Origin of the sequence: Pseudomonas sp. Ant30-3 (assembly GCF_000690905.1) — a bacterium.
Classification (GTDB): Bacteria; Pseudomonadota; Gammaproteobacteria; order Pseudomonadales; family Pseudomonadaceae; genus Aquipseudomonas.
The window spans coordinates 20,625-40,311 of record NZ_JMCL01000087.1 but is presented as its reverse complement, the minus strand read 5'-3'; the positions used below and the strand labels follow the sequence as shown (position 1 = coordinate 40,311).

The 19,687-nt window shown below is 58.5% G+C and carries 14 protein-coding genes and 2 pseudogenes; 10 read left to right on the top strand and 6 right to left on the bottom strand.

Features of this window, described 5'->3' with window-relative positions; genetic code table 11:
• A pseudogene (locus tag DU29_RS01000000130275) lies at positions 1 to 1,099 on the bottom strand (S-type pyocin domain-containing protein); the annotation flags it as partial.
• An 873-nt stretch (positions 1,100 to 1,972) separates the two neighbouring features.
• Between DU29_RS01000000130275 and DU29_RS0120790 the strand changes: the two are divergent.
• From DU29_RS0120790 to DU29_RS0120770, 4 genes are all read left to right on the top strand, one after another.
• Entirely contained in the window at positions 1,973 to 3,766 is a 1,794-nt protein-coding gene (locus DU29_RS0120790; protein WP_028623417.1) for a DUF1302 domain-containing protein, read from the top strand.
• Positions 3,767 to 3,789: 23 nt separating this feature from the next.
• A complete protein-coding gene (locus DU29_RS0120785) occupies positions 3,790 to 5,157 on the top strand; it encodes a DUF1329 domain-containing protein (protein ID WP_028623416.1) in 1,368 nt (455 codons plus the stop codon).
• Positions 5,158 to 5,296: 139 nt separating this feature from the next.
• Complete coding sequence (locus tag DU29_RS0120780) at positions 5,297 to 7,831, top strand: LuxR C-terminal-related transcriptional regulator (RefSeq protein WP_028623415.1); 2,535 nt, start codon at positions 5,297 to 5,299, stop codon at positions 7,829 to 7,831.
• A 194-nt stretch (positions 7,832 to 8,025) separates the two neighbouring features.
• Positions 8,026 to 8,712 (top strand): hypothetical protein, encoded by a 687-nt coding sequence (locus DU29_RS0120770; RefSeq protein WP_028623414.1) that lies wholly within the window; start codon positions 8,026 to 8,028, stop codon positions 8,710 to 8,712.
• On the opposite strand, the gene DU29_RS0120765 is transcribed toward DU29_RS0120770, so the two are convergent.
• The gene (locus tag DU29_RS0120765) at positions 8,704 to 9,498 is read right to left on the bottom strand and encodes an IclR family transcriptional regulator (protein ID WP_028623413.1); all 795 of its coding nucleotides are present in this window, start codon (positions 9,496 to 9,498) and stop codon (positions 8,704 to 8,706) included. The two genes, DU29_RS0120770 and DU29_RS0120765, sit on opposite strands and share 9 nt — an antisense overlap.
• Before the next feature lie 161 nt (positions 9,499 to 9,659).
• Here DU29_RS0120765 and hmgA point away from each other — a divergent pair, with 161 nt between their 5' ends.
• From hmgA to maiA, 3 genes are read left to right on the top strand one after another with little or no spacing between them, the layout of a single operon-like run.
• The gene (gene hmgA / locus DU29_RS0120760; protein WP_028623412.1) at positions 9,660 to 10,964 is read left to right on the top strand and encodes a homogentisate 1,2-dioxygenase; all 1,305 of its coding nucleotides are present in this window, start codon (positions 9,660 to 9,662) and stop codon (positions 10,962 to 10,964) included.
• Between the two features lie 3 nt (positions 10,965 to 10,967).
• Positions 10,968 to 12,272, top strand: a complete 1,305-nt coding sequence (fahA, locus tag DU29_RS0120755) for a fumarylacetoacetase (RefSeq protein ID WP_028623411.1) — start codon at positions 10,968 to 10,970, stop codon at positions 12,270 to 12,272.
• Positions 12,273 to 12,284: 12 nt separating this feature from the next.
• Positions 12,285 to 12,920, top strand: a complete 636-nt coding sequence (gene maiA / locus DU29_RS0120750; protein ID WP_028623410.1) for a maleylacetoacetate isomerase — start codon at positions 12,285 to 12,287, stop codon at positions 12,918 to 12,920.
• A 247-nt stretch (positions 12,921 to 13,167) separates the two neighbouring features.
• On the opposite strand, the gene DU29_RS0120745 is transcribed toward maiA, so the two are convergent.
• The gene (locus tag DU29_RS0120745; protein WP_028623409.1) at positions 13,168 to 13,971 is read right to left on the bottom strand and encodes a SirB1 family protein; all 804 of its coding nucleotides are present in this window, start codon (positions 13,969 to 13,971) and stop codon (positions 13,168 to 13,170) included.
• A 173-nt stretch (positions 13,972 to 14,144) separates the two neighbouring features.
• Here DU29_RS0120745 and DU29_RS0120740 point away from each other — a divergent pair, with 173 nt between their 5' ends.
• Positions 14,145 to 15,164 carry a Glu/Leu/Phe/Val dehydrogenase family protein gene (locus DU29_RS0120740; RefSeq protein WP_028623408.1) on the top strand — a complete coding sequence of 340 codons (1,020 nt, stop codon included), beginning with the start codon at positions 14,145 to 14,147 and terminating at the stop codon, positions 15,162 to 15,164.
• Positions 15,165 to 15,379: 215 nt separating this feature from the next.
• On the opposite strand, the pseudogene DU29_RS0120735 reads toward DU29_RS0120740, so the two are convergent.
• Positions 15,380 to 15,634 (bottom strand): annotated as a pseudogene (locus DU29_RS0120735) (YebG family protein); the annotation flags it as partial.
• Positions 15,635 to 15,976: 342 nt separating this feature from the next.
• Here DU29_RS0120735 and DU29_RS0120730 point away from each other — a divergent pair.
• Positions 15,977 to 16,477, top strand: a complete 501-nt coding sequence (locus tag DU29_RS0120730; RefSeq protein ID WP_028623406.1) for a phosphate-starvation-inducible protein PsiE — start codon at positions 15,977 to 15,979, stop codon at positions 16,475 to 16,477.
• On the opposite strand, the gene DU29_RS0120725 is transcribed toward DU29_RS0120730, so the two are convergent.
• Both DU29_RS0120725 and DU29_RS0120720 read right to left on the bottom strand, forming a co-directional pair.
• A complete protein-coding gene (locus DU29_RS0120725; RefSeq protein WP_028623405.1) occupies positions 16,474 to 16,791 on the bottom strand; it encodes a DUF3509 domain-containing protein in 318 nt (105 codons plus the stop codon). The genes DU29_RS0120730 and DU29_RS0120725 overlap by 4 nt on opposite strands.
• A gap of 330 nt (positions 16,792 to 17,121) precedes the next feature.
• Positions 17,122 to 18,498: an L-serine ammonia-lyase gene (locus DU29_RS0120720; RefSeq protein ID WP_028623404.1), complete on the bottom strand. Its 1,377-nt coding sequence runs from the start codon at positions 18,496 to 18,498 to the stop codon at positions 17,122 to 17,124.
• A gap of 135 nt (positions 18,499 to 18,633) precedes the next feature.
• Between DU29_RS0120720 and DU29_RS0120715 the strand changes: the two genes are divergently transcribed.
• A complete protein-coding gene (locus DU29_RS0120715) occupies positions 18,634 to 19,581 on the top strand; it encodes a LysR substrate-binding domain-containing protein (RefSeq protein WP_028623403.1) in 948 nt (315 codons plus the stop codon).
• The last annotated feature ends 106 nt before the right edge of the window (positions 19,582 to 19,687 follow it).

Sequence of the window (19,687 nt, the reverse complement as noted above, 5' to 3'; positions counted from 1 at the left end):
CTATGGCAGCGTTTAGCTTGGCGATGCGAGCTTGATCTTCGGCAGCAATCTTCAACTGCAGGCGTCTGAGTTCTTCAGCGCTTTTGATTTGGCTCTTCTTAAACTCTTCCTGCGCTCGTTGACGCTCTTCCATATTACGGCGATTCGCGTCCACCACCGCGCGTTGAGTTTCTTCCTCCTTCAAGCGGGCCAATTCCGCTAAGACACGCTGGGCCTCCTCTGAGGTGATGCGGGCAAGGTCCGCCGCGGCCTGCTCCGCCGCCGCATGCGCGGCAACTCGGGCCTGCTCGGCTGCTATTCGTTCGCCTTCGGCCAGCGCCGCGATTCGGGCTTGCTCCGCCGCTATTCGTTCAGCTTCGGCCAGCGCCGCAATTCGGGCTTGCTCGGCTGCTACTCGCATAGCTTCGGCCAGTGCCGCAACACGCGCTTGCTCAGCCGCAGCGATCTGTTCTTGCACTTGTGCAGCGGCAAGCAGGTTTTGTACGTGTGCTTGCTGATTGTTTAATAGCTGAATTTGCTCAGTTAGCAGTTTAGCCGTGTGGGCAGACTGGTAAGAGTTTGCCCATTTTGAATAAGCAGGCCCATAGGGGGTGACTGATCTGTCCAGAGCTTGAGCTCGGATAAGATAATCCCCGATAGTTGCATTGAAAGGACTGTGCCCATAGAAATCATTAGCCTGCACCGTATAAGCGTAAAGTGCGGTCGTCTTTTGCTGTATTAATATGTTTCTGATATTGACTTCGTGCTGATATGACTGTGCAGGTGTAGCCACATGCGCCGGATGTAACTCTCTTGCAGTAGCGAGCTCAACTTCGGTTAGCCTCGGCAAACCCTGAGACTTCGCCGAGTATTCGTTTTTTACCCATGCTTGCGTGGCTTTTATTTTATCTCTTGTTTCACGTCTAAGGCCTTCGGTATGGGTGATGCCTGAGCCCATTCCGCCAGGGCGGGTTGGCGGCACACGAAAACCTCCACCTGCTGGATTTGTTCCGGGCTTTGGTTGTTTTCCGACGTAGGTGGTGTCTAGATAGACGGTACTGTTTTCTCCGTTAACAGTTGTCTGTGCCAGGTCCAGCGGAGGACCGTGTTTCTCGATCATGATTTATCTTCCTTGAGCAATAAGTGGGTAATGCTCAATCAGATTACTTTAAGGCACATCAAACTGGGTCTGAACTGGTTGTGAGGAGTTCGATATAGAAATTGACTGAAAATTCACGGGTTAGACATGTAAGGAGAATTCTCTTACGTCTTATCAGATATTTCTTATGTGTTTGCAGGATGATTCTTGTGAGATATGTTTAAGCAATAAGGAAATTTTCGCTCTGCAAAAAAACCAGCGCACATAAAAAAGGCCGCTGCAAACGCAGCGGCCAAAGTAAGACGTGGATCAAGGAGCAACAAATCAACGTCAGAGAACACGGGGGAGGCGATGTGGTAACAACGCCTCGAATGCTTTGCTGACAGACCGGATTAACCTGCCTGATATTTCACGGCGATTGCCGTGACAGCCCGTCAAGAATAAGCCCTGGTGCGCACAGGAAAAATATCGATTCCAGACATGCACTGTTACAGCCTCGGCAACAGTGCGCGCCTCCCTCGTGCGCACCACCATCCCTTGTAGCAGCTGGCGCAGCCTGCGTCCGGCTGCGCAGCAGTCGCCGGTTTGTCGTATCCAGTCGATGTCATCGGTAGCTTGACGGCTGCTGCGCAGCCGGACGCAGGCTGCGCCAGCTGCTACGGGATGGTGGTGCGCATGACGCAGGCTTCGCCAGCTGCTACGGGGATGTTGGTCGCCTGCCTCATGCATTGCGCTGATGGCGCTCCATCCAGCCCGCCCATACCCTGCGCAAATCCCCCCACCACAAGGCCATTCATCCTTTAGAGGTACACGGCAAATACCTCCTTCGTGCGCTTATCGCTCTCGGCGTGCGGCAGTAGGGTGGGGCCTTCTGTCACTCACCGGGGAAGACGCATGACAAAAACAACAATGCGCGCCATCTTCAAACCGCACGCGCTTGCCGCTGCGGTGGCCATGGGTTGCTGTGTCCAGGCACAGGCGGTTTCATTCAATATCGGCGAAATCGAAGGAACGTTCGATTCCTCGCTGTCCGTGGGGGCGAGTTGGGGCATGCGCGATGCCGAGAGCTCGTTGGTGGGCATTCCCAATGGCGGAACCGGCCAGGCGTCGACCGGTGATGACGGGCGTTTGAATTTCAAGAAAGGCGAAACCTTCTCCAAGATCTTCAAGGGCATCCATGACCTCGAATTGAAGTACGGCGATACCGGCGTGTTCGTCCGTGGAAAATACTGGTACGACTTCGAACTGAAGGACGAAGACCGCGAGTTCAAGCCGATCAGCGATCGCAACCGCAAGGAAGGCTCCAAGTCTTCCGGTGCGCAGATTCTCGATGCCTTCGTCTATCACAATTATTCGATCGGCAATTTGCCTGGCACTGCCCGCGCCGGCAAACAGGTGGTCAGTTGGGGCGAAAGTACCTTCATCGGCAACTCCATCAACAGCATCAACCCGGTGGACGTTTCCGCGTTTCGACGTCCCGGCGCGGAGATCAAGGAAGGCCTGATTCCGGTGAACATGTTGTTCGCCTCGCAGGGGCTGACTGAAAAGCTCACCGTGGAAGGTTTCTATCAGCTGGAGTGGGATCAGACGGTTCTCGACAACTGCGGCACCTTCTTCGGCGGAGACGTAGCAGCAGACGGTTGCACCACTGGCTACACCGTTGCCAGCCCGGCGATTGCGCCGCTGCAACCGATAGCGGCTGCGTTCGGCCAGGGCTTCCAGGTCAGCCGTGAAGGCGTGATCGTGCCCCGTGGCAGTGACCGCGACGCCCGCGATTCCGGGCAATGGGGCACAGCGTTGCGCTGGCTCGGGGATGACACCGAGTACGGTCTGTACTTCATGAATTACCACAGCCGCACACCCAACGTCGGCACCATGACGGCGGGCCCGGGCACGCTGGCGCGGATACCCGGCATCACCGCTGCGGCCAATGCCATTGCGCCCGGCAGCGGTGGGGGATTGGCCCAGAGCGTGATGCTCGGTCGCGGTCAGTATTACCTTGAGTACCCGGAAGACATTCGCCTGTACGGCGCAAGCTTCTCCACCACACTGGCCACAGGAACGGCGTGGACCGGCGAGATCAGCTACCGGCCCAACCTGCCCGTGCAGATCAACACCAATGACCTGACCCTGGCTCTGCTCAACCCTATCGCCGGCGGTGCGGCATCACCGATCGCCAGCGCACCTGGCGCCGACAACAAGGGTTATCGGCGCAAGGAAGCAACTCAGATTCAGAGCACCCTGACCCACTTCATCGATCAAGTGGCAGGTGCCGATCGGCTGACCCTGGTGGGCGAGGCGGCAGTGGTTCATGTCGGCGGGCTGGAAGGTCGCAGCAAGTTGCGTTACGGCCGCGATTCGGTCTACGGCCAATACGGTTTTGGCGGTGACACCGACGGCTTTGTCACATCGACATCCTGGGGCTACCGGGGCCGCGCGATTCTTGATTACAACAACGTGATTGCTGGCATCAACTTCAAACCCAACCTGTCCTGGTCACACGACGTCTCCGGTTATGGCCCCAACGGCCTGTTCAACGAAGGCGCGAAAGCGATCAGCGTCGGCGTCGATGCCGACTACCGCAACTCCTATACCGCGAGCTTGAGTTACACCGATTTCTTCGGCGGTGACTACAACACCCTGGAAGACCGCGACTTCCTGGCGCTGAGCTTCGGTGTGAACTTCTGATCTGGCTGAGAAGGATGATTTCAATGCGCAAGATGATTCTGAAATGTGGTGTTCTGGCCCTGAGCCTGTTGGCGGCTAACGTGATGGCCGCGGTATCGCCGCAGGAAGCCAGCAAACTCGGGACCAGCCTCACGCCGCTGGGCGCCGAAAAGGCCGGTAACGCCGACGGCTCGATCCCGGCCTGGACCGGTGGTATCGGCAAGAATGCGGGAGCGGTGGACAGCAAAGGGTTCCTGGCCGACCCGTTCGCCAATGAAAAACCGCTGTTCACGATCACCGCGGCAACCGCGGACAAGTACAAGGACAAACTCTCCGATGGCCAGATAGCGATGTTCAAGCGCTATCCGGAAACCTACAAAATCCCTGTTTACCCGACCCATCGCACGGTGGCCGTGCCGGCGGATATCTACGAATCGGCCAAACGCAGCGCCCTCAACGTCACGCCCATCAACGACGGCAACGGGCTGGCCAATTTCACCGGCAATCGCTATTACGCGTTTCCGATTCCGAAAAATGGCGTCGAGGTGATCTGGAACCACGTCACCCGATATCACGGCGGTAACCTGCGCCGGACCATCACCCAGGCGACGCCGCAGTCCAATGGTGATTTCACCGTGATCCGCTTCAAGGATGAAGTGGCTGTGCCTTCGTTGCTCGGTGACTTGAAGCCAGGCAGCGAAGAAAACGTACTGAGTTATTTCAAGCAGGAAGTGACTGCGCCGGCGCGACTGGCGGGCAATGTGCTGCTGGTTCACGAGACGCTCGATCAAGTCAAGGAACCGCGCAAGGCGTGGATCTACAACGCCGGCCAGCGACGTGTGCGGCGTGCTCCGCAAGTGGCGTATGACGGCGTCGGTACGTCGTCGGACGGCTTGCGCACCACCGATAACTTCGACATGTTTTCCGGCGCGCCGGACCGCTACGACTGGAAGCTGGTCGGCAAGAAAGAAATGTACATTCCCTACAACAGTTACAAACTCGACTCGCCCAACCTCAAATACACCGACGTGATCAAGGCCGGGCATATCAATCAGGACCTGACCCGCTACGAGTTGCATCGCGTCTGGGAAGTAGTCGCTACGGTCAAGCCTGGCGAGCGCCATGTGTATGCCAAGCGCCACATGTACATCGACGAAGACAGCTGGCAGGTGGCCCTGGCCGATCATTATGACGGTCGCGGCCAGCTCTGGCGGGTTGCCGAAGGGCACGCGCAGTTCTATTACGATCATCAGGTGCCGGCTTACACGGTAGAAGCACTGTATGACCTGATCGCCGGTCGTTACATCGCGCTGGGCATGAAAAACGAGGAGAAGCGCAGCTTCGAATTCGGAATCGACGCCAAAGCAGGGGATTACACGCCAGCAGCACTGCGGAGTACAGGGGTGAGGTAAACAGTCCTACAGGCATCACAGAAAAAGGTGACTTTGCGGTCACCTTTTTTATGGGGACCAATAAGCGTTTTGAATACTTCTCAACAAGCTGCGGAGAGAGGGCTAGGGTAATGGAACAACTATAAGCAGGCGCCTTCCTATGACCGCCATGACCCCGTGGCCAGACCTTCCGGGATTTCTGCCCCGTTTGTCGTCCCATCATTTGTCGCGCAAGCGCTTGATCGAACCGTTACTGGCGTCGACAGCGCGGGTGAAATTGTTGTGCGCACCCGCCGGCAGCGGCAAGAGTGCGTTGCTGGTCGAATGCCTGTTGCAGGCGCCTGCACAGTGCCGGGTCCACTGGCTGCCAATGTCCGGTGCCGCGATGAGTGCTGGCGATTTACAGCAGCGACTGGCCCAGGCGCTGGGGCTGGGAGCGTTCGATGAGGCAGCACTGGTGGATTGCCTGAGTCGTTTGCAAACGCCGACCTGGCTGTTTCTCGATGATCTTTGCCGCGTCCCCAATCCTGAATTCGACCGCTTGCTGGATCGTCTTTTAGCCATCGCCAGCCCGGCGCTCACCTGGTGGTTGAGTTCGCGTCGACGTCCGGGATGTAACTGGCCGAGGTTGTTGCTGGATGACGAATTATACGAGTGCGAAGGCCGCTTACTGGCATTGACCGAAGCCGAGATCGAACAGTTGCTCTGCCGTAACGAGCCTTCCTCAGGATTACTCAACAGTAAAAAACTGTACGAGCGCACGGGCGGCTGGTGCGCCGGAGTGCGCATAGCACTGCTGGAAGGGTGTCACAAAGCGGGCGAGCAGGGGCGTTCTGCGACGCTGCTTGATTACATGCAACATGAACTGTTGAACACGCTGCCTGCTGAGCTGGTTGAGGTCTGGCAAGTGCTGGCTCACCTGCCACGTTTCAACGCCAGCCTGTGCGAGCATTTGTTCGGCACCGGTGAAGGTGCGCAGTGGTTGCACGCGTTGCAGGAAATGGGTTGTTTCATCGAGCCGTGGGAAGACTCCGCCGATTGGCTGCGGATTTTCGTGCCAGTGGCGCTGGCGATGCACGATGAGCGAAACACCGCCGGACGTTCCTGGCATCGGCGTGCGTGCCAGTGGTTCAGTGCCCGGGAGGACTGGCAGGGTGCATTCGAACAGGCTTTGCTGGCGCAGGAGTTCGAATCGGCTGTCAGCCTGTTGCAGCATTTTAGCTTCGAGCACCTGTTCACGCGTCAGAACGTGACCTTGCTATTGCGCCTGCATGAGCGTTTAGGCGATCAGCTGACACTGGGCACGCCGCAGCGGATCGGGCTCATTACGGCAGCTTTGCTATTCGCCGGGAGGTTCGACCAGGCCGCTGCGTGCATCGAGCAAATGGCCCGGTTTGCGCCGCAACCGAGTGAAATCCTGCAACGGCAGCTGCTTGCACGCTGGCAGGCGCAACAGGGTTGGCTCCTGCATCTGCAGGGGCGCATGCCGTCTGCGCGCGCGCACTTCAGTGAGGCACTCGAGGCGCTGGACTCCAGCGCCTGGTCGGCCCGACTCCTGTGCCTGTCCGGGTTGACGCAGCAGGCGCTGCTCAATGGCGACCTCGACACGGCGCAGACGATAAATCGGGAAGCGTTATGCCTGGCGCGGGCGCACGGTTCGCTGTTGTTCGAAGGGCTGCTGGAACTGGATCACGCGCAGTTGCTGGAACAACGCGGTGCCCCTCGACGTGCCGAGCGGCTACTCGCCGACGTGCATGAAAGGCTCTGTCGTGAAGCTGACCGGCCGACACCTTTGATCGGCCGGGTCGCTTTGCGTAGAGGCCGACTGGCGCTGTGCCAGGGGCAGGATGAGCTGGCCGGGGTGTTCTTCCATTCCGGGCTGGAAGATTGCCTGCAAAGTGAGGACAAACGCGCCTTGTATGGTTTTCTCGGGTTAGCGCAACTGGCGGCCAACCAGCGAGATTACGCTCAGGCCTTTGATCGCTTGCGAGAGGCCGAGCGATTGATGCAGCAGCGGCAGATACCCGACACGGTCTACCGTGGCGCTTTGTTGCAATTGAGCAGTCATATCTGGCTGCAACAAGGTCGCCCGGAATTGGCCCGCGAAGCGTTGACCCGCGTCTTGCGTCATTACCATGGGCCTCATGCGCGACAAGCGCCGCCCGCAACGCTGGCACTCATTCCGCGTATCGAATATCAACTGGTACTGGCGCAAACCTGTCTGCATCAGGCGCACAAGCCTTTAACGCGTTTGAGCGAGTTGCTTGATCATGCGCAGCGCCACGGCATGCTGGCGCTTGAAGCCGAGCTGCATTTGGCGATGTGTGAAGTGGCTGACCTGATCGGTGAGCCCGCGCTGGCACGCTCGGCGCTGGACGCAGGGCTGGAGCTGGTAAGCCGCTGCAACGTTCAACAGGCGTTGCGGGAATTGCAGTTGCGGACGCCAAACCTGCTCTGCCGCTTGCAGGGCGAACCAGTCGACGCGGACATCGTTGATGCGGGAGTGCTCAGTGCTCGCGAGCTTGAAGTGCTAAGTCTGATCGCCTTGGGCAACTCCAATCAACAAATCGCCGAACAACTGTTTATCTCATTACATACAGTCAAAACCCATGTTCGACGGATCTACAGCAAGTTGGGCGTTCAACGACGTACACAGGCAGTTGCTAGGTTAAAGGTGATGGGGGTTGTTTGTTAAATACTCATTGCTCATGATTTAAAACATGTTTTTGATGTTTTTGTAAGTCCTGTCCGTTGTATGGTCTGTTTCGGCGGCAACCAAGTGATAGTCCTCGACTGAATCGAGTTGGTTGTTTTCGGCCAATTAAACAATTCAATCATTTCACAGGTCGAACAAGACGTTCGAACCTGAAAATTGACAGGACGTTAATAATGAGTTCCGATTTTTTTTCCTTCAAGAAACTTGCGGTCCTGAAGAGTATTCGTACCGAGTTCGCGGTCCGGGTCCTTTTGATCGAATGCCTGAAAAAGCATGCGCTGGGTCCTTTCAACGCTTACCTGAACACGATTGACTTTCGCACTGACGAAGTAATTGCATCGGAAATGCTTTTCGATGAAGCGCTGAAATATGTCAGGCGCGACGAAATACCTAATTATGATCAGGGCATAAATGAAGTATTCAGTCGTCGCTATTCTTTCAATCCCAAGGACCGTATCAAGGGTTTCGATGTGATAGCGTTCGAGAGCATTGTAATGCGCATTATCAGCGCATTCCGCGGAGTTGACGCTGTCCAATTCAGTGATCGTTCCATCAAGTCTGTCAGCCTTGAAGAAATTCACGCAGCGCTCAAACATCGTGTGCCGTCGGTAGATATAGATAACGTGTACGTGACAGGATTCATGGGCGCTCATGGTGAGCGCAAAGTCATTCAGTCGAAAACGCTCGCTGAGGATATCCACGCACATCTTCGTGATAATGAAATCCCGTATTACTATGGCGACAGGATCGGCGTTTACACTGTTGCGTACAGCGCACAGGAAGAGCATGTTCACCCGAATCTGACAGCAGATGACATCAACATCCTGGTGATCGAAATCATCCCCGGCTTTCTAATCTGACGCGCCGCGCTCTTCAAAGCCCATCCGCCAACTCACGGCTCGCGTCGCCGCCAGCAATCGCTGCGCCGCCGGGCCGTTTTCGTCCGCGTGGAACAGCGAAGTCGGCCCGACGATCGTCATCACCGCCGCTACGTTTCCAACCGCATTGAACACCGGAGCCGACAGCGCATCGACTCCGGGCATCAACAGGCCGTGCACATGGTGCAGGCCGCGATCGCGTATTTGCTGACTTAATTGGGCGTAGTCCTGATCGTCAGCCAGTGCGTGAATGTCGCTGGCCTGCAGCTCTTCTGCGCGCAAGTCCACGGTTTCGCGTTTCGGCAAATACGCAGCGAACACCAAGCCTGTTGATGAGGTAAGCAGCGGCAATACCGAGCCCAATTGCGTCACGACCGTCACCGCGCGCACCGCCGGTTCGATATGCACCACGGTTGCACCCTGATTACCCCACACGGCCAGAAAGCAGGTCTCGTTCAATTCATCGCGCAGTTCCGCCAAGGGCAGGGCGGCAACCTTGAGCACGTCCATACTGTTAAGCGCGGCCAGCCCGACACGCAGGGCTTCGCGACCCAGACCGTAGTGGTTGGTGGCCGCGTTCTGTTCGGCAAAACCGCTGGCAATCAGCGCCTGCAGATAGCGGTGAACCTTGCTCGCGGGCATCTGCACGTGGTCGGCAAGCCGCGACAATGAAGTGGAGGGCGATAGCTCGGCCAAGGCCTTGAGGATGTCAGTGCCGACCTCCGCCGAGCGGACTTTTTGCTTATCGTTGTTGCGCGGCGTTTCCATGAAGGTGGTCGATCCCGGGACGAATGGGCGTCTTTATAACTTGACGGTCATAACCAATCAAATTACGTTATGCGTAATCGAATTACGACAACAATAACCGGGCATGCCGATCCTCTTGTACCGAGTGACAGGCCATACCTGATCCCTGTTCAGGAGGCTCCATGAACCTCGATTCAACGGCGACCGAGCTCGCTTATCAGTCCGGCTTCGGCAACGAATTCAGCAGTGAAGCACTGCCCGGCGCGCTGCCCGTCGGCCAGAACTCTCCGCAAAAAGCCCCCTACGGTCTTTACACCGAACTGTTCTCCGGCACTGCGTTCACCATGGCGCGCAGTGAAGCCCGGCGCACCTGGTTGTACCGTATTCAGCCTTCAGCGAATCATCCGGCGTTCGTCAAACTGGAGCGGCAACTGGCCGGCGGGCCTTTGGGTGAAGTGACCCCCAATCGCCTGCGCTGGAACCCGCTGGACATTCCCGCCGAACCCACCGATTTCATTGATGGCCTGGTGAGCATGGTCGCCAACTCGAGCCCGGAGAAACCGGCCGGGATCAGCATTTACAGCTACCGCGCCAATCGCTCGATGGAGCGCGTGTTTTTCAATGCTGACGGCGAATGGCTGCTGGTGCCGCAGCTGGGCCGTCTGCGTCTCGTCACCGAACTGGGCGTGCTGGAAATCGAGCCGCTGGAAATCGCCGTGCTGCCTCGCGGTCTGAAGTTTCGCATCGAACTGCTCGACGCACAGGCGCGCGGCTACCTTGCGGAAAACCACGGTGCGCCTTTGCGTCTGCCGGATCTGGGGCCTATCGGCAGCAATGGCCTGGCCAATCCACGAGACTTTCTGGCGCCGGTCGCGCACTACGAAAACCTCAAGCAGCCGACCACGCTGGTGCAGAAATTCCTCGGTGAATTGTGGGCCTGTGAACTGGATCATTCACCCCTGAATGTGGTCGCCTGGCACGGCAACAACGTGCCCTACAAATATGACCTGCGCCGATTCAATACCATCGGCACGGTGAGTTTCGATCATCCCGATCCGTCGATTTTCACCGTCCTGACTTCGCCCACCAGTGTCCACGGGCTGGCCAATCTCGACTTTGTGATCTTCCCGCCACGCTGGATGGTGGCGGAGAAAACCTTCCGTCCACCGTGGTTTCACCGCAACCTGATGAACGAATTCATGGGCCTGATCAAAGGCGAATACGACGCCAAGGCTGAGGGTTTTCTGCCCGGCGGGGCCTCGTTGCACAGTTGCATGAGCGCTCACGGGCCTGATGGCGAGACGTGCACCCGCGCGATCAATGCCGAGCTGACACCCGCAAAAATCGACAACACCATGGCGTTCATGTTCGAGACCAGTCAGGTGCTGCGCCCCAGCCGTTTCGCGCTGGACTGCCCGCAGCTGCAAACTGGTTATGACGCTTGCTGGGCGACCCTGCCCGCCACTTTCGACCCAACCCGGAGATAACCCATGACTCAGACTTCCATCGCTCGTAGCTGGGTTGCCTCCGCCAACGATCACGCCGATTTTCCGCTGCAAAACCTGCCGCTCGGTGTGTTCAGCGTGCAGGGCTCGGCGCCCCGCAGTGGCGTGGCCATCGGTGAGCACATTTTCGATCTGGAAGCCGCGCTGGACGCCGGCTTGTTCGATGGCGCAGCGAAAGCCGCCGCCGAAGCGACCCGTGGCGGTCAGTTGAATGCTTTTTTTGAATTGGGCCGCGCCGCGCGTGTTGCCCTGCGTGAGCGCCTGATGGAGCTGTTCGCAGAGGGCAGCACCCTGCACGGCAAGATCGAAGCGCAGGGCGCAAAATTGCTGCCACTGGCGGCGGATTGTGCGATGCACCTGCCGGCGAAAATCAACGATTACACCGACTTCTACGTCGGCATCGAGCACGCGCAGAACGTTGGCAAATTGTTCCGTCCGGACAACCCGCTGCTGCCGAACTACAAATACGTGCCGATTGGTTATCACGGGCGCGCTTCAACCATTCGCCCGTCTGGCACTGACGTTCGTCGACCAAAAGGCCAGACCTTGCCGGCCGGGCAGACCGAGCCGACCTTCGGTCCGTGTGCGCGCCTGGACTACGAGCTGGAACTGGGGATCTGGATCGGTCAGGGCAACGCCATGGGCGATTCGATCGCCATAGGCGACGCTGCCGATCACATCGCCGGTTTCTGCCTGCTCAACGATTGGTCGGCGCGGGACATTCAGGCCTGGGAATACCAGCCGCTGGGTCCGTTTCTGTCGAAGAGTTTCATCACCAGTATTTCGCCTTGGGTCGTGACGGCTGAAGCGCTGGAGCCTTTCCGTCGGGCGCAACCGGCACGCCCTGAGGGCGATCCGCAGCCTTTGCCGTATCTGCTCGACAAACGCGATCAGGCCGCTGGGGCTTTCGACATCGAGCTGGAAGTGCTGCTGCTCACCGAGACCATGCGCGAGCAAAATCTGCCGGCCCATCGCCTGACTTCCAGCAACACCAAACACATGTACTGGACCGTGGCGCAAATGGTTGCGCATCACAGCGTCAACGGCTGCCAGTTGCAGGCCGGCGATCTGTTCGGGTCGGGCACTCTATCGGGGCCGGAAAATGGACAGTTTGGCAGCCTGCTGGAAATCACCGAGGGCGGCAAAACGCCGATCGAACTGGCATCGGGCGAGGTGCGCAAGTTCCTCGAAGACGGTGACGAAATCATCCTGCGTGCGCGCTGCACCCGGGAAGGTTTTGCGTCCATCGGTTTTGGTGAATGCCGCGGCACCGTGACGCCGGCGCGTTAAGAGGATCGAGCCATGCAGCTTTACACCTACTATCGCTCAACGTCGTCGTACCGGGTGCGTATCGCGTTGGCACTCAAAAGGCTGGACTTTCAGGCGTTGCCGATCAACCTGATCGCGCCGCCTGGGGGGGAGCACCGGCAGGCGCCCTACCTGGCGATCAACCCGCAAGGTCGTGTGCCGGCCTTGCGCACCGAGGAGGGCGAGCTGCTGATTCAGTCGCCGGCGATCATCGAGTATCTGGAAGAGCGTTATCCACAGGTGCCTCTGCTGTCCCGAGACCTTGCAGCGCGTGCGCGTGAACGGGCGGTTGCGGCGGTGATTGGTTGCGATGTGCATCCGCTGCATAACGTCAGCGTGCTCAACAAACTGCGCCAGTGGGGCCATGACGAAACGCAGGTGGTTGAATGGATCGGCAACTGGATTGGCCAGGGGCTGGCGACGGTTGAGCAGATGATCGGGGATGAAGGTTACTGCTTTGGTGCCGAACCGGGCCTGGCGGACGCTTATCTGATTCCTCAGCTGTACGCAGCAGAGCGTTTCAATATTTCTCTTCAGGCGTATCCAAGGATTCGGCGGGTGGCGGAGTTGGCCGCAGCTCATCCAGCGTTTATTAATGCGCACCCGGCCAATCAGCCCGATACACCTTGAAGGTCAACCGAAAACCCTGTGGGAGCCGGGCTTGCCCGCGATGAACGGTGACACGGTTTACCTGATGAACCGCGTCGATGCCATCGCGAGCAAGCTTGCTCCTACGGATTTGATTTCGATTACTCATCTATGCTTCGACCCAGCTCACTGTGGGAGCGTGGCTTGCCCGCGATGGCATCGACGCGGTTTGCCTCATGGACCGCGCCGCCTGTATCGCGAGCAAGCTTGCTCCTACGGATCGTGGGGCTCAGTGGACGATTGAGTTGGGGGGTAAATGCCCCAGGCGCTCCGTCAATCGAATCCGCTGAATCGGGTCATCGCTGAGCATCAGCGCGTGCTCCAGATCAAATCGCTCGGCGTTGGGGCAATCCAGTCGCTGATACAGGCTGGCCCGCGCCAGATAGTCCGCCGCACTGGCGTTACCCAATTCCAGCACACGCTCGGCGTCAATCAACGCGCCGATGTAATCATCGTGAGAAAGGTGCAGCTGGCGCAGGTTGCGTGACAGACGCTGAAGCATTTGCACCGGCTGGGCGGTGAGCAAATGGTCGGCGCTGAGCTTCATGTTCGGGCCATATTGGCGTTGCAACAATTCGCGACAATCGTTGGGGTACAGCCGGCGGCCGCCGCACGGGTCGAGCAGGTGATCGGCGCCCGGCACCCGCAGCAGAAAATGCCCCGGAAAGTTGACCCCTGCCAGCGGGATTTCCAGCCCTTTGGCCAGTTCAAGTGCAATTAACCCCAACGCCAATGGCTGACCACGGCGACGTTCCAGCACCTTGTCGAGCAACGCGACCTGCGGACGCAGCGGCGTGAAATCATCCTGGGCGTAACCCAAATCATTCAGACGTCGCAGTAACGGCTGAGCCAGTTCGCTGACCGGCAACATGGGCAAGCCATAACTGACGCGCTGCTGCAGATCCTTGAACTGCGCCATGACTGCCTGCGGATTCACGTCCTTGTCGTGCTCGACCGCAATCCATAGCGCCGCCTCGAACAGCGCAGGCGGTGATCGTTGCAGGCAATCGAAGAAGTGTTGGCGCGGTGTCATCAAAATCTCCGGGGGATGCCTCGTTTTTAGCCTCGTCTGCGGCATTCGTCCAGTGCCATGCAGGGTTATGTCTGAAAGCCTGAAGAACGGCAGCGCTTATTCCGGTGCGCTCCTGCAATTTTTGGGTGCAAGCCTATACTGGCGACTACAAGAAGTGATTCGGGAGCCTTACGATGTTCGCTCTCATGCAAAGCACTCGCCTTGAATCGCTGCATCTGAGCGTCGACCCGGCCACCGGGTTGAAGGCGGTCATTGCCATTCATAACAGCCGTCTGGGGCCTGCCCTGGGTGGTTGTCGTTATCTTTCCTATCCTGACGACGAGACAGCGGTCGAGGACGCCATTCGCCTGGCCCAAGGCATGAGTTACAAAGCGGCGTTAGCCGGCCTTGCGCAGGGCGGCGGTGTGGCCGTGATCATTCGGCCGGTCCATGTTGAAAGTCGCGGCGCACTGTTTGAAGCGTTTGGCCGTTGCATCAATCAGCTCGACGGGCGCTACATCACTGCCATCGACAGCGGCACGTCGGTGGCAGACATGGATTGCATCGCCCAACAGACGCAACACGTCACCAGTACCACATCGGCGGGCGACCCGGCGCCGCATGCGGCCATGGGTGTATTCACCGGCATTCGCGCGACCGCGATGGCCCGTCTGGGCAGCGACAATCTTGAAAGCCTGCGCATAGCCATTCAGGGTTTGGGCAATGTTGGCTTTGCCCTCGCCGAACAGTTGCACGCCGCCGGCGCCGAACTGCTGGTCAGCGACATCGATCACGGCAAGGTGCAATTGGCGATGGAACAACTGGGGGCACATCCGATTGCCAACGATTCCCTACTCAGTACGCCGTGCGACATTCTGGCGCCGTGCGGGCTGGGCGGGGTGCTCAACAGCGTCACGGTCGCGCAGTTGCGCTGCTCGGCGGTGGCCGGTTCAGCGAATAATCAGCTGACGCATCTGGACGTTGCCGATCAGTTGGAGCGGCGTGGCATCCTTTACGCGCCGGATTATGTGATCAATGCTGGTGGGCTCATCTACGTGTCGCTCAAGCACAGGGGCGAAGCGCTGACCACCATCACTGCGCACCTGTCGAAAATCAGCTCGCGGCTGACCGAAGTCTTCGCCCATGCCCAGGCGGAGAAACGCTCCCCGGCGCGGGTGGCGGACGAGTTGGCGGAGAAAGTTTTGTATCGCTGACACGTTGTGCGCATCAAAAGATCGCAGCCTGCGGCAGCTCCTACTGGAACCTGATCAAATTTTCGCCATGAAAAAGGCCTTGAGCCATTCGACTCAGGGCCTATTCAATTCTGTGCTGCTTATTTCGCAGCTTTTGCAGCCTTCGCTGGTTTGACTGGCGCAACGGCTGGTTCATCAGGCTCAGGCTCAGTCGCTGCAACCGGCTCAATCACTTCGGCTGGCGCGCTCAGCAATTCGGACAGGGCGTCCGGCTGGCTCTTGAATGCCTTGGCGAACACATCGCGATTTTTCGCCATGTAGATCCCGGCTTCTTCCACCTGCTGTTCGCTCAAGGACGGAACGGCTTTGTGCAACACTTCAGCCAGCAACTCAGCCAGCTCGAGCATTTTGTCATGACGGTCAGCTTCGGCTTTATCCATGAACAAGCGCTCCAGATCTCGGCTGCTGCGGTATACCACTTCGACGGCCATTCACCACCTCACATGCCTTCACAAAAGTAGCCTTAAGCGACTACTGTATTTATATACAGCGAAAAGGATAAGCGAATCGCTGCGGTTTGGGTAGTGGCTTTTCAATGTAGACGCAATTCAGGTTTTGTCAGGTCCGTGTGGAGCCGTTTGCGGGCAAGTCGGATCGCCCACCGGCTCGTTCGTCCGGATCCGGATAGCCCGCAGGGTGCGACCAAACGCCACGGCGCTTGTTTCAGGGCGTCTCGCCATCATATGGCAGCCTTGAATGGCCTTTTTTCTGCATGCAGAACCGTCACGTCCATCGCGCATCATCCGCTCGAGCCGAGCTAAGGAAGTATCACTGTGAAAATCAACTGGGCCGAGAAACTACGGCAGAACGTGCATCAACTGGCCGAGTCGCTGGGCAACCTGTTCGTCGAGACGTTCCATTACCTGGCGCTTTTCGCCATCGGCGCAGTGACCGCATGGGCAGCGGTGATGGAATTTTTGGGAATGCTGGAGGAGGGGCACATCAAGATCGATGACATCCTGTTGCTGTTCATCTATCTGGAATTGGGCGCGATGGTCGGGATTTATTTCAAGACCAACCACATGCCGGTGCGCTTTCTGATCTACGTGGCGATTACCGCACTGACGCGGTTGCTGATCTCCAACGTGTCGCACCACAACCCGCCCGATCTGGGGATCATTTATCTGTGCGGCGGGATTCTATTGCTGGCGTTTGCGATTCTGGTGGTGCGTTACGCTTCGTCGCAATTCCCCTCGGTAAAGATCGAGCACCCGCAACGCAAGGTTGGTGCGGGTTCCGGTGAACATCCCGAGGTCGAGAAGGGCGAGATTTAAAGGCCCATCGCAGGTCGTGGCTGATCTTTGACGGGTGGCGGCGGCAGCGCGCGGCTGTCGCTATCGGTCATGGCTTCGAGGATCGACATGGCGCTATGGCCCTGCTCGATGGCGATGCCGAACTGAATGCTTTGCACAAGCCGCTTCAGACGCTCGGGGTCGTTGCGCTGTTCGGCGCTGATCATCCGCTTGGCAACGACGCGGCCGCTGTTGGACAGGGTCAGCATGATGCGACCGTCGAGTCCCTGAATGCTCAGGTTGATCTGATAATCCGGCGCAAATGCATCGGTAATGAGCTGAAAAGGGTTGTCCATGTTGCGTCACCGCCTGATTGAACGTGCAGTTGTTGACGACCGTGATCGGGATTAGTTCGCAACACCGGACCATCGGCTCGTACAGCGCTTACCTTCAGGGGTGATCTAGCAAGGGGCATGCCGCAAACATTGTCGGACAATGTCATGGCCGACTCAGGGCTATGTGGGTTTGTAGCAGCTAGCGAAGCCTGCGTCTGGCTCGACGGGAGTCAGACGCAGGCTTCGCCAGCTGCTACAGGGGGGCGTTGTAGCAGAAAGGTTTTATGCATCGGGTTGTGGATTTCTGCCCGTTTCCGGGCAAAAACAGGGAAACGTCCTCAAGCGGTGCGATCAGCACTCCACCCAGTTCACGGCCAGACCACCGCGCGAAGTTTCCTTGTACTTGTCGTGCATGTCGGCGCCGGTGTCGCGCATGGTGCGGATGACCCGATCGAGCGAAATGAAGTGTTTGCCATCGCCGCGCAGGGCCATTTGCGTGGCGTTGATAGCTTTCACCGCCGCGATTGCGTTGCGCTCGATGCACGGGACCTGAACCAGACCGCCGACCGGGTCGCAGGTCAGACCGAGATTGTGCTCCAAACCAATTTCGGCAGCGTTTTCCAATTGTTCCGGCGTCGCTCCGAGGATGTCCGCCAAGCCAGCAGCCGCCATGGCGCACGCCGAACCGACTTCGCCCTGACAGCCAACTTCCGCGCCGGAGATCGACGCATTTTTTTTGCAAAGAATGCCGACAGCGGCAGCAGCTAAAAAGAAGGCGACGACGTCATCGTCCGAGGCGTCCGGATTGAATTTCATGTAGTAGTGCAGCACCGCCGGGATAATCCCCGCCGCGCCGTTGGTCGGCGCAGTCACCATACGCCCGCCGGCCGCGTTTTCTTCGTTCACGGCCAGGGCGAACAGGTTGACCCATTCCATCGCCGACAGGGTGGAAGTGATGACATTCGGCTTGCCGATTTCCAACAGGCTGCGGTGCAGTTTCGCCGCACGCCGCGGCACATTAAGACCGCCCGGCAGGATGCCTTCGTGACGCAAGCCCTGCTCGACGCATTCGCGCATCACCGACCAGATATGCAACAGGCCCTGACGAATCTCGGCCTCGCTGCGCCAGGCCAGTTCGTTGGCCATGATCAACTCGGATACACGCAAGCCGTGCTCGTTGCACAACGTGAGCAACTCGGCGGCGGTGGAGAAATCGTAGGGCAGGACGACGTCGCTGGCGGGCGCGATGCCCGACTCGGCTTCAGCCGCTTCAACGATGAAACCGCCGCCGATGGAATAGTACGTCTGTTCCCACAGCTCACCGCTCTCGCCGAAGGCGGTCAGGGACATGGCGTTGGGGTGGTACGGCAGGCACTCGTCGAGCAGCAGCAGATCACGCTGCCAATCGAAGGCAATGGTGGTTTTCCCCGCAAGGCTGAGTTCGCCGGTTTCGCGTAACGCCTGGATCCGGCTTTCGATGGTCGTGGGGTCGATACTGTCCGGCCATTCACCCATCAGGCCCAGGACGCAGGCGCGGTCGGTGGCGTGGCCGACGCCGGTGGCCGACAGCGAGCCGTACAGGCGAATTTCGATGCGACGCGTGTCACCGAGCATTTGCTGGTCGGCGAGCGCCTGAGTGAAGGTCGCAGCAGCACGCATTGGCCCGACGGTGTGGGAGCTGGAAGGACCGATACCCACTTTGAACAGATCGAAAACACTGATAGCCATGCTAAACCCTATACAAGCAATGGAAGAAAAATCGCTGCCATTTTTGTAGGACGAGCGCAATGTCGACGATACTGAGCTGCAACGTCCTACGTGACCAACGAAAATTCCTAAGACAGCCTTTAGCAGGACTAAACGATGAGTCGTCAATTGCATGCGCAGACCTATGTCTGGCTGCACGTGTTTTCCTGTGCGGCCCGGCACCTCTCGTTCACGCGATGCGCCGAGGAGCTGCACATCACGCCGGGTGCGGTCAGCCAGCAGATCCGCCAACTGGAAGAACGCCTGGGTTTTCGCCTGTTTCATCGCCGCGCGCGCGGCGTTGAACTGAGCGCGCAGGGGCAGCGGCTGGCCATTACCGTCAACGAGGCTTACGGCAGCATCGATGCCGAATTGCGCCGACTGGATGCGGGCATGATCAGCGGCATCTTGCGCGTCCGTTCAATTCCCTCTTTTCTGAGCAAATGGCTGACGCCGCGATTGCCCCGGTTGCAGCAGCGCTTTCCGGACATTCAGTTGCGCCTGGTCGCGGAAGACAGCAGCGTGCCGTTGCATGAGGGCGATTTCGATCTGGCGATCGACTTGAACGACGGCAGCTATCCCGGCCTGTTATCCACAGCCCTGCTGGATGAGCAGATTTTTCCGGTGTGCGCGCCGAGCCTGTTGCGTGGCCGACCGCCGCTGCACGGGCCGGCGGACCTGATGCATTTCCCGCTGCTGCACGACATCACTGCCTGGCGTGGCAGCTATGAATACGCGGAGTGGGAGTTTTATCTCGATGCCATCGGTTTCGAGGGCGCGGATGTGCGGCGCGGTCACACCTTCAATCGTAACCACCTGACCATTGAAGCGGCCATTGCCGGCATGGGCGTGGCCATTGCGCGACGAACGCTGCTCAACGATGAGCTGGAGCGGGGGGCGTTGATCGTGCCGTTTGGCCTGGCGGTGCCCAATCACAAACGCTACGTGCTGCTGTATGCGCCGGGTGCTCTGAGCCATCCGGGCGTGCGCGCGGTGCACGATTGGCTGGTGGAAGAGGCGGGCGTTTTTCGCAGCTTGCATCCATTGGCGGAGCAGCAGATGTGAGCAATTCGGGGCAGGAGCGGGGCGACCCGACTCCCGACCTTAACAGCGCTTTTAACGGTTGTCCGGCTTTTTTTGCGAATGAATATTTATCTTTTTTCAGGGGTTG

Excerpts from the sequence above, each read along its gene's own strand:
- DU29_RS0120790 (WP_028623417.1), top strand. The coding sequence starts at position 1,973 with ATGACAAAAACAACAATGCGCGCCATCTTCAAACCGCACGCGCTTGCC.
- DU29_RS0120785 (WP_028623416.1), top strand. The coding sequence starts at position 3,790 with ATGCGCAAGATGATTCTGAAATGTGGTGTTCTGGCCCTGAGCCTGTTG.
- DU29_RS0120780 (WP_028623415.1), top strand. The coding sequence starts at position 5,297 with ATGACCGCCATGACCCCGTGGCCAGACCTTCCGGGATTTCTGCCCCGT.
- DU29_RS0120770 (WP_028623414.1), top strand. The coding sequence starts at position 8,026 with ATGAGTTCCGATTTTTTTTCCTTCAAGAAACTTGCGGTCCTGAAGAGT.
- DU29_RS0120765 (WP_028623413.1), bottom strand. The coding sequence starts at position 9,498 with ATGGAAACGCCGCGCAACAACGATAAGCAAAAAGTCCGCTCGGCGGAG.
- hmgA (WP_028623412.1), top strand. The coding sequence starts at position 9,660 with ATGAACCTCGATTCAACGGCGACCGAGCTCGCTTATCAGTCCGGCTTC.
- fahA (WP_028623411.1), top strand. The coding sequence starts at position 10,968 with ATGACTCAGACTTCCATCGCTCGTAGCTGGGTTGCCTCCGCCAACGAT.
- maiA (WP_028623410.1), top strand. The coding sequence starts at position 12,285 with ATGCAGCTTTACACCTACTATCGCTCAACGTCGTCGTACCGGGTGCGT.
- DU29_RS0120745 (WP_028623409.1), bottom strand. The coding sequence starts at position 13,971 with ATGACACCGCGCCAACACTTCTTCGATTGCCTGCAACGATCACCGCCT.
- DU29_RS0120740 (WP_028623408.1), top strand. The coding sequence starts at position 14,145 with ATGTTCGCTCTCATGCAAAGCACTCGCCTTGAATCGCTGCATCTGAGC.
- DU29_RS0120725 (WP_028623405.1), bottom strand. The coding sequence starts at position 16,791 with ATGGACAACCCTTTTCAGCTCATTACCGATGCATTTGCGCCGGATTAT.
- DU29_RS0120720 (WP_028623404.1), bottom strand. The coding sequence starts at position 18,498 with ATGGCTATCAGTGTTTTCGATCTGTTCAAAGTGGGTATCGGTCCTTCC.
- DU29_RS0120715 (WP_028623403.1), top strand. The coding sequence starts at position 18,634 with ATGAGTCGTCAATTGCATGCGCAGACCTATGTCTGGCTGCACGTGTTT.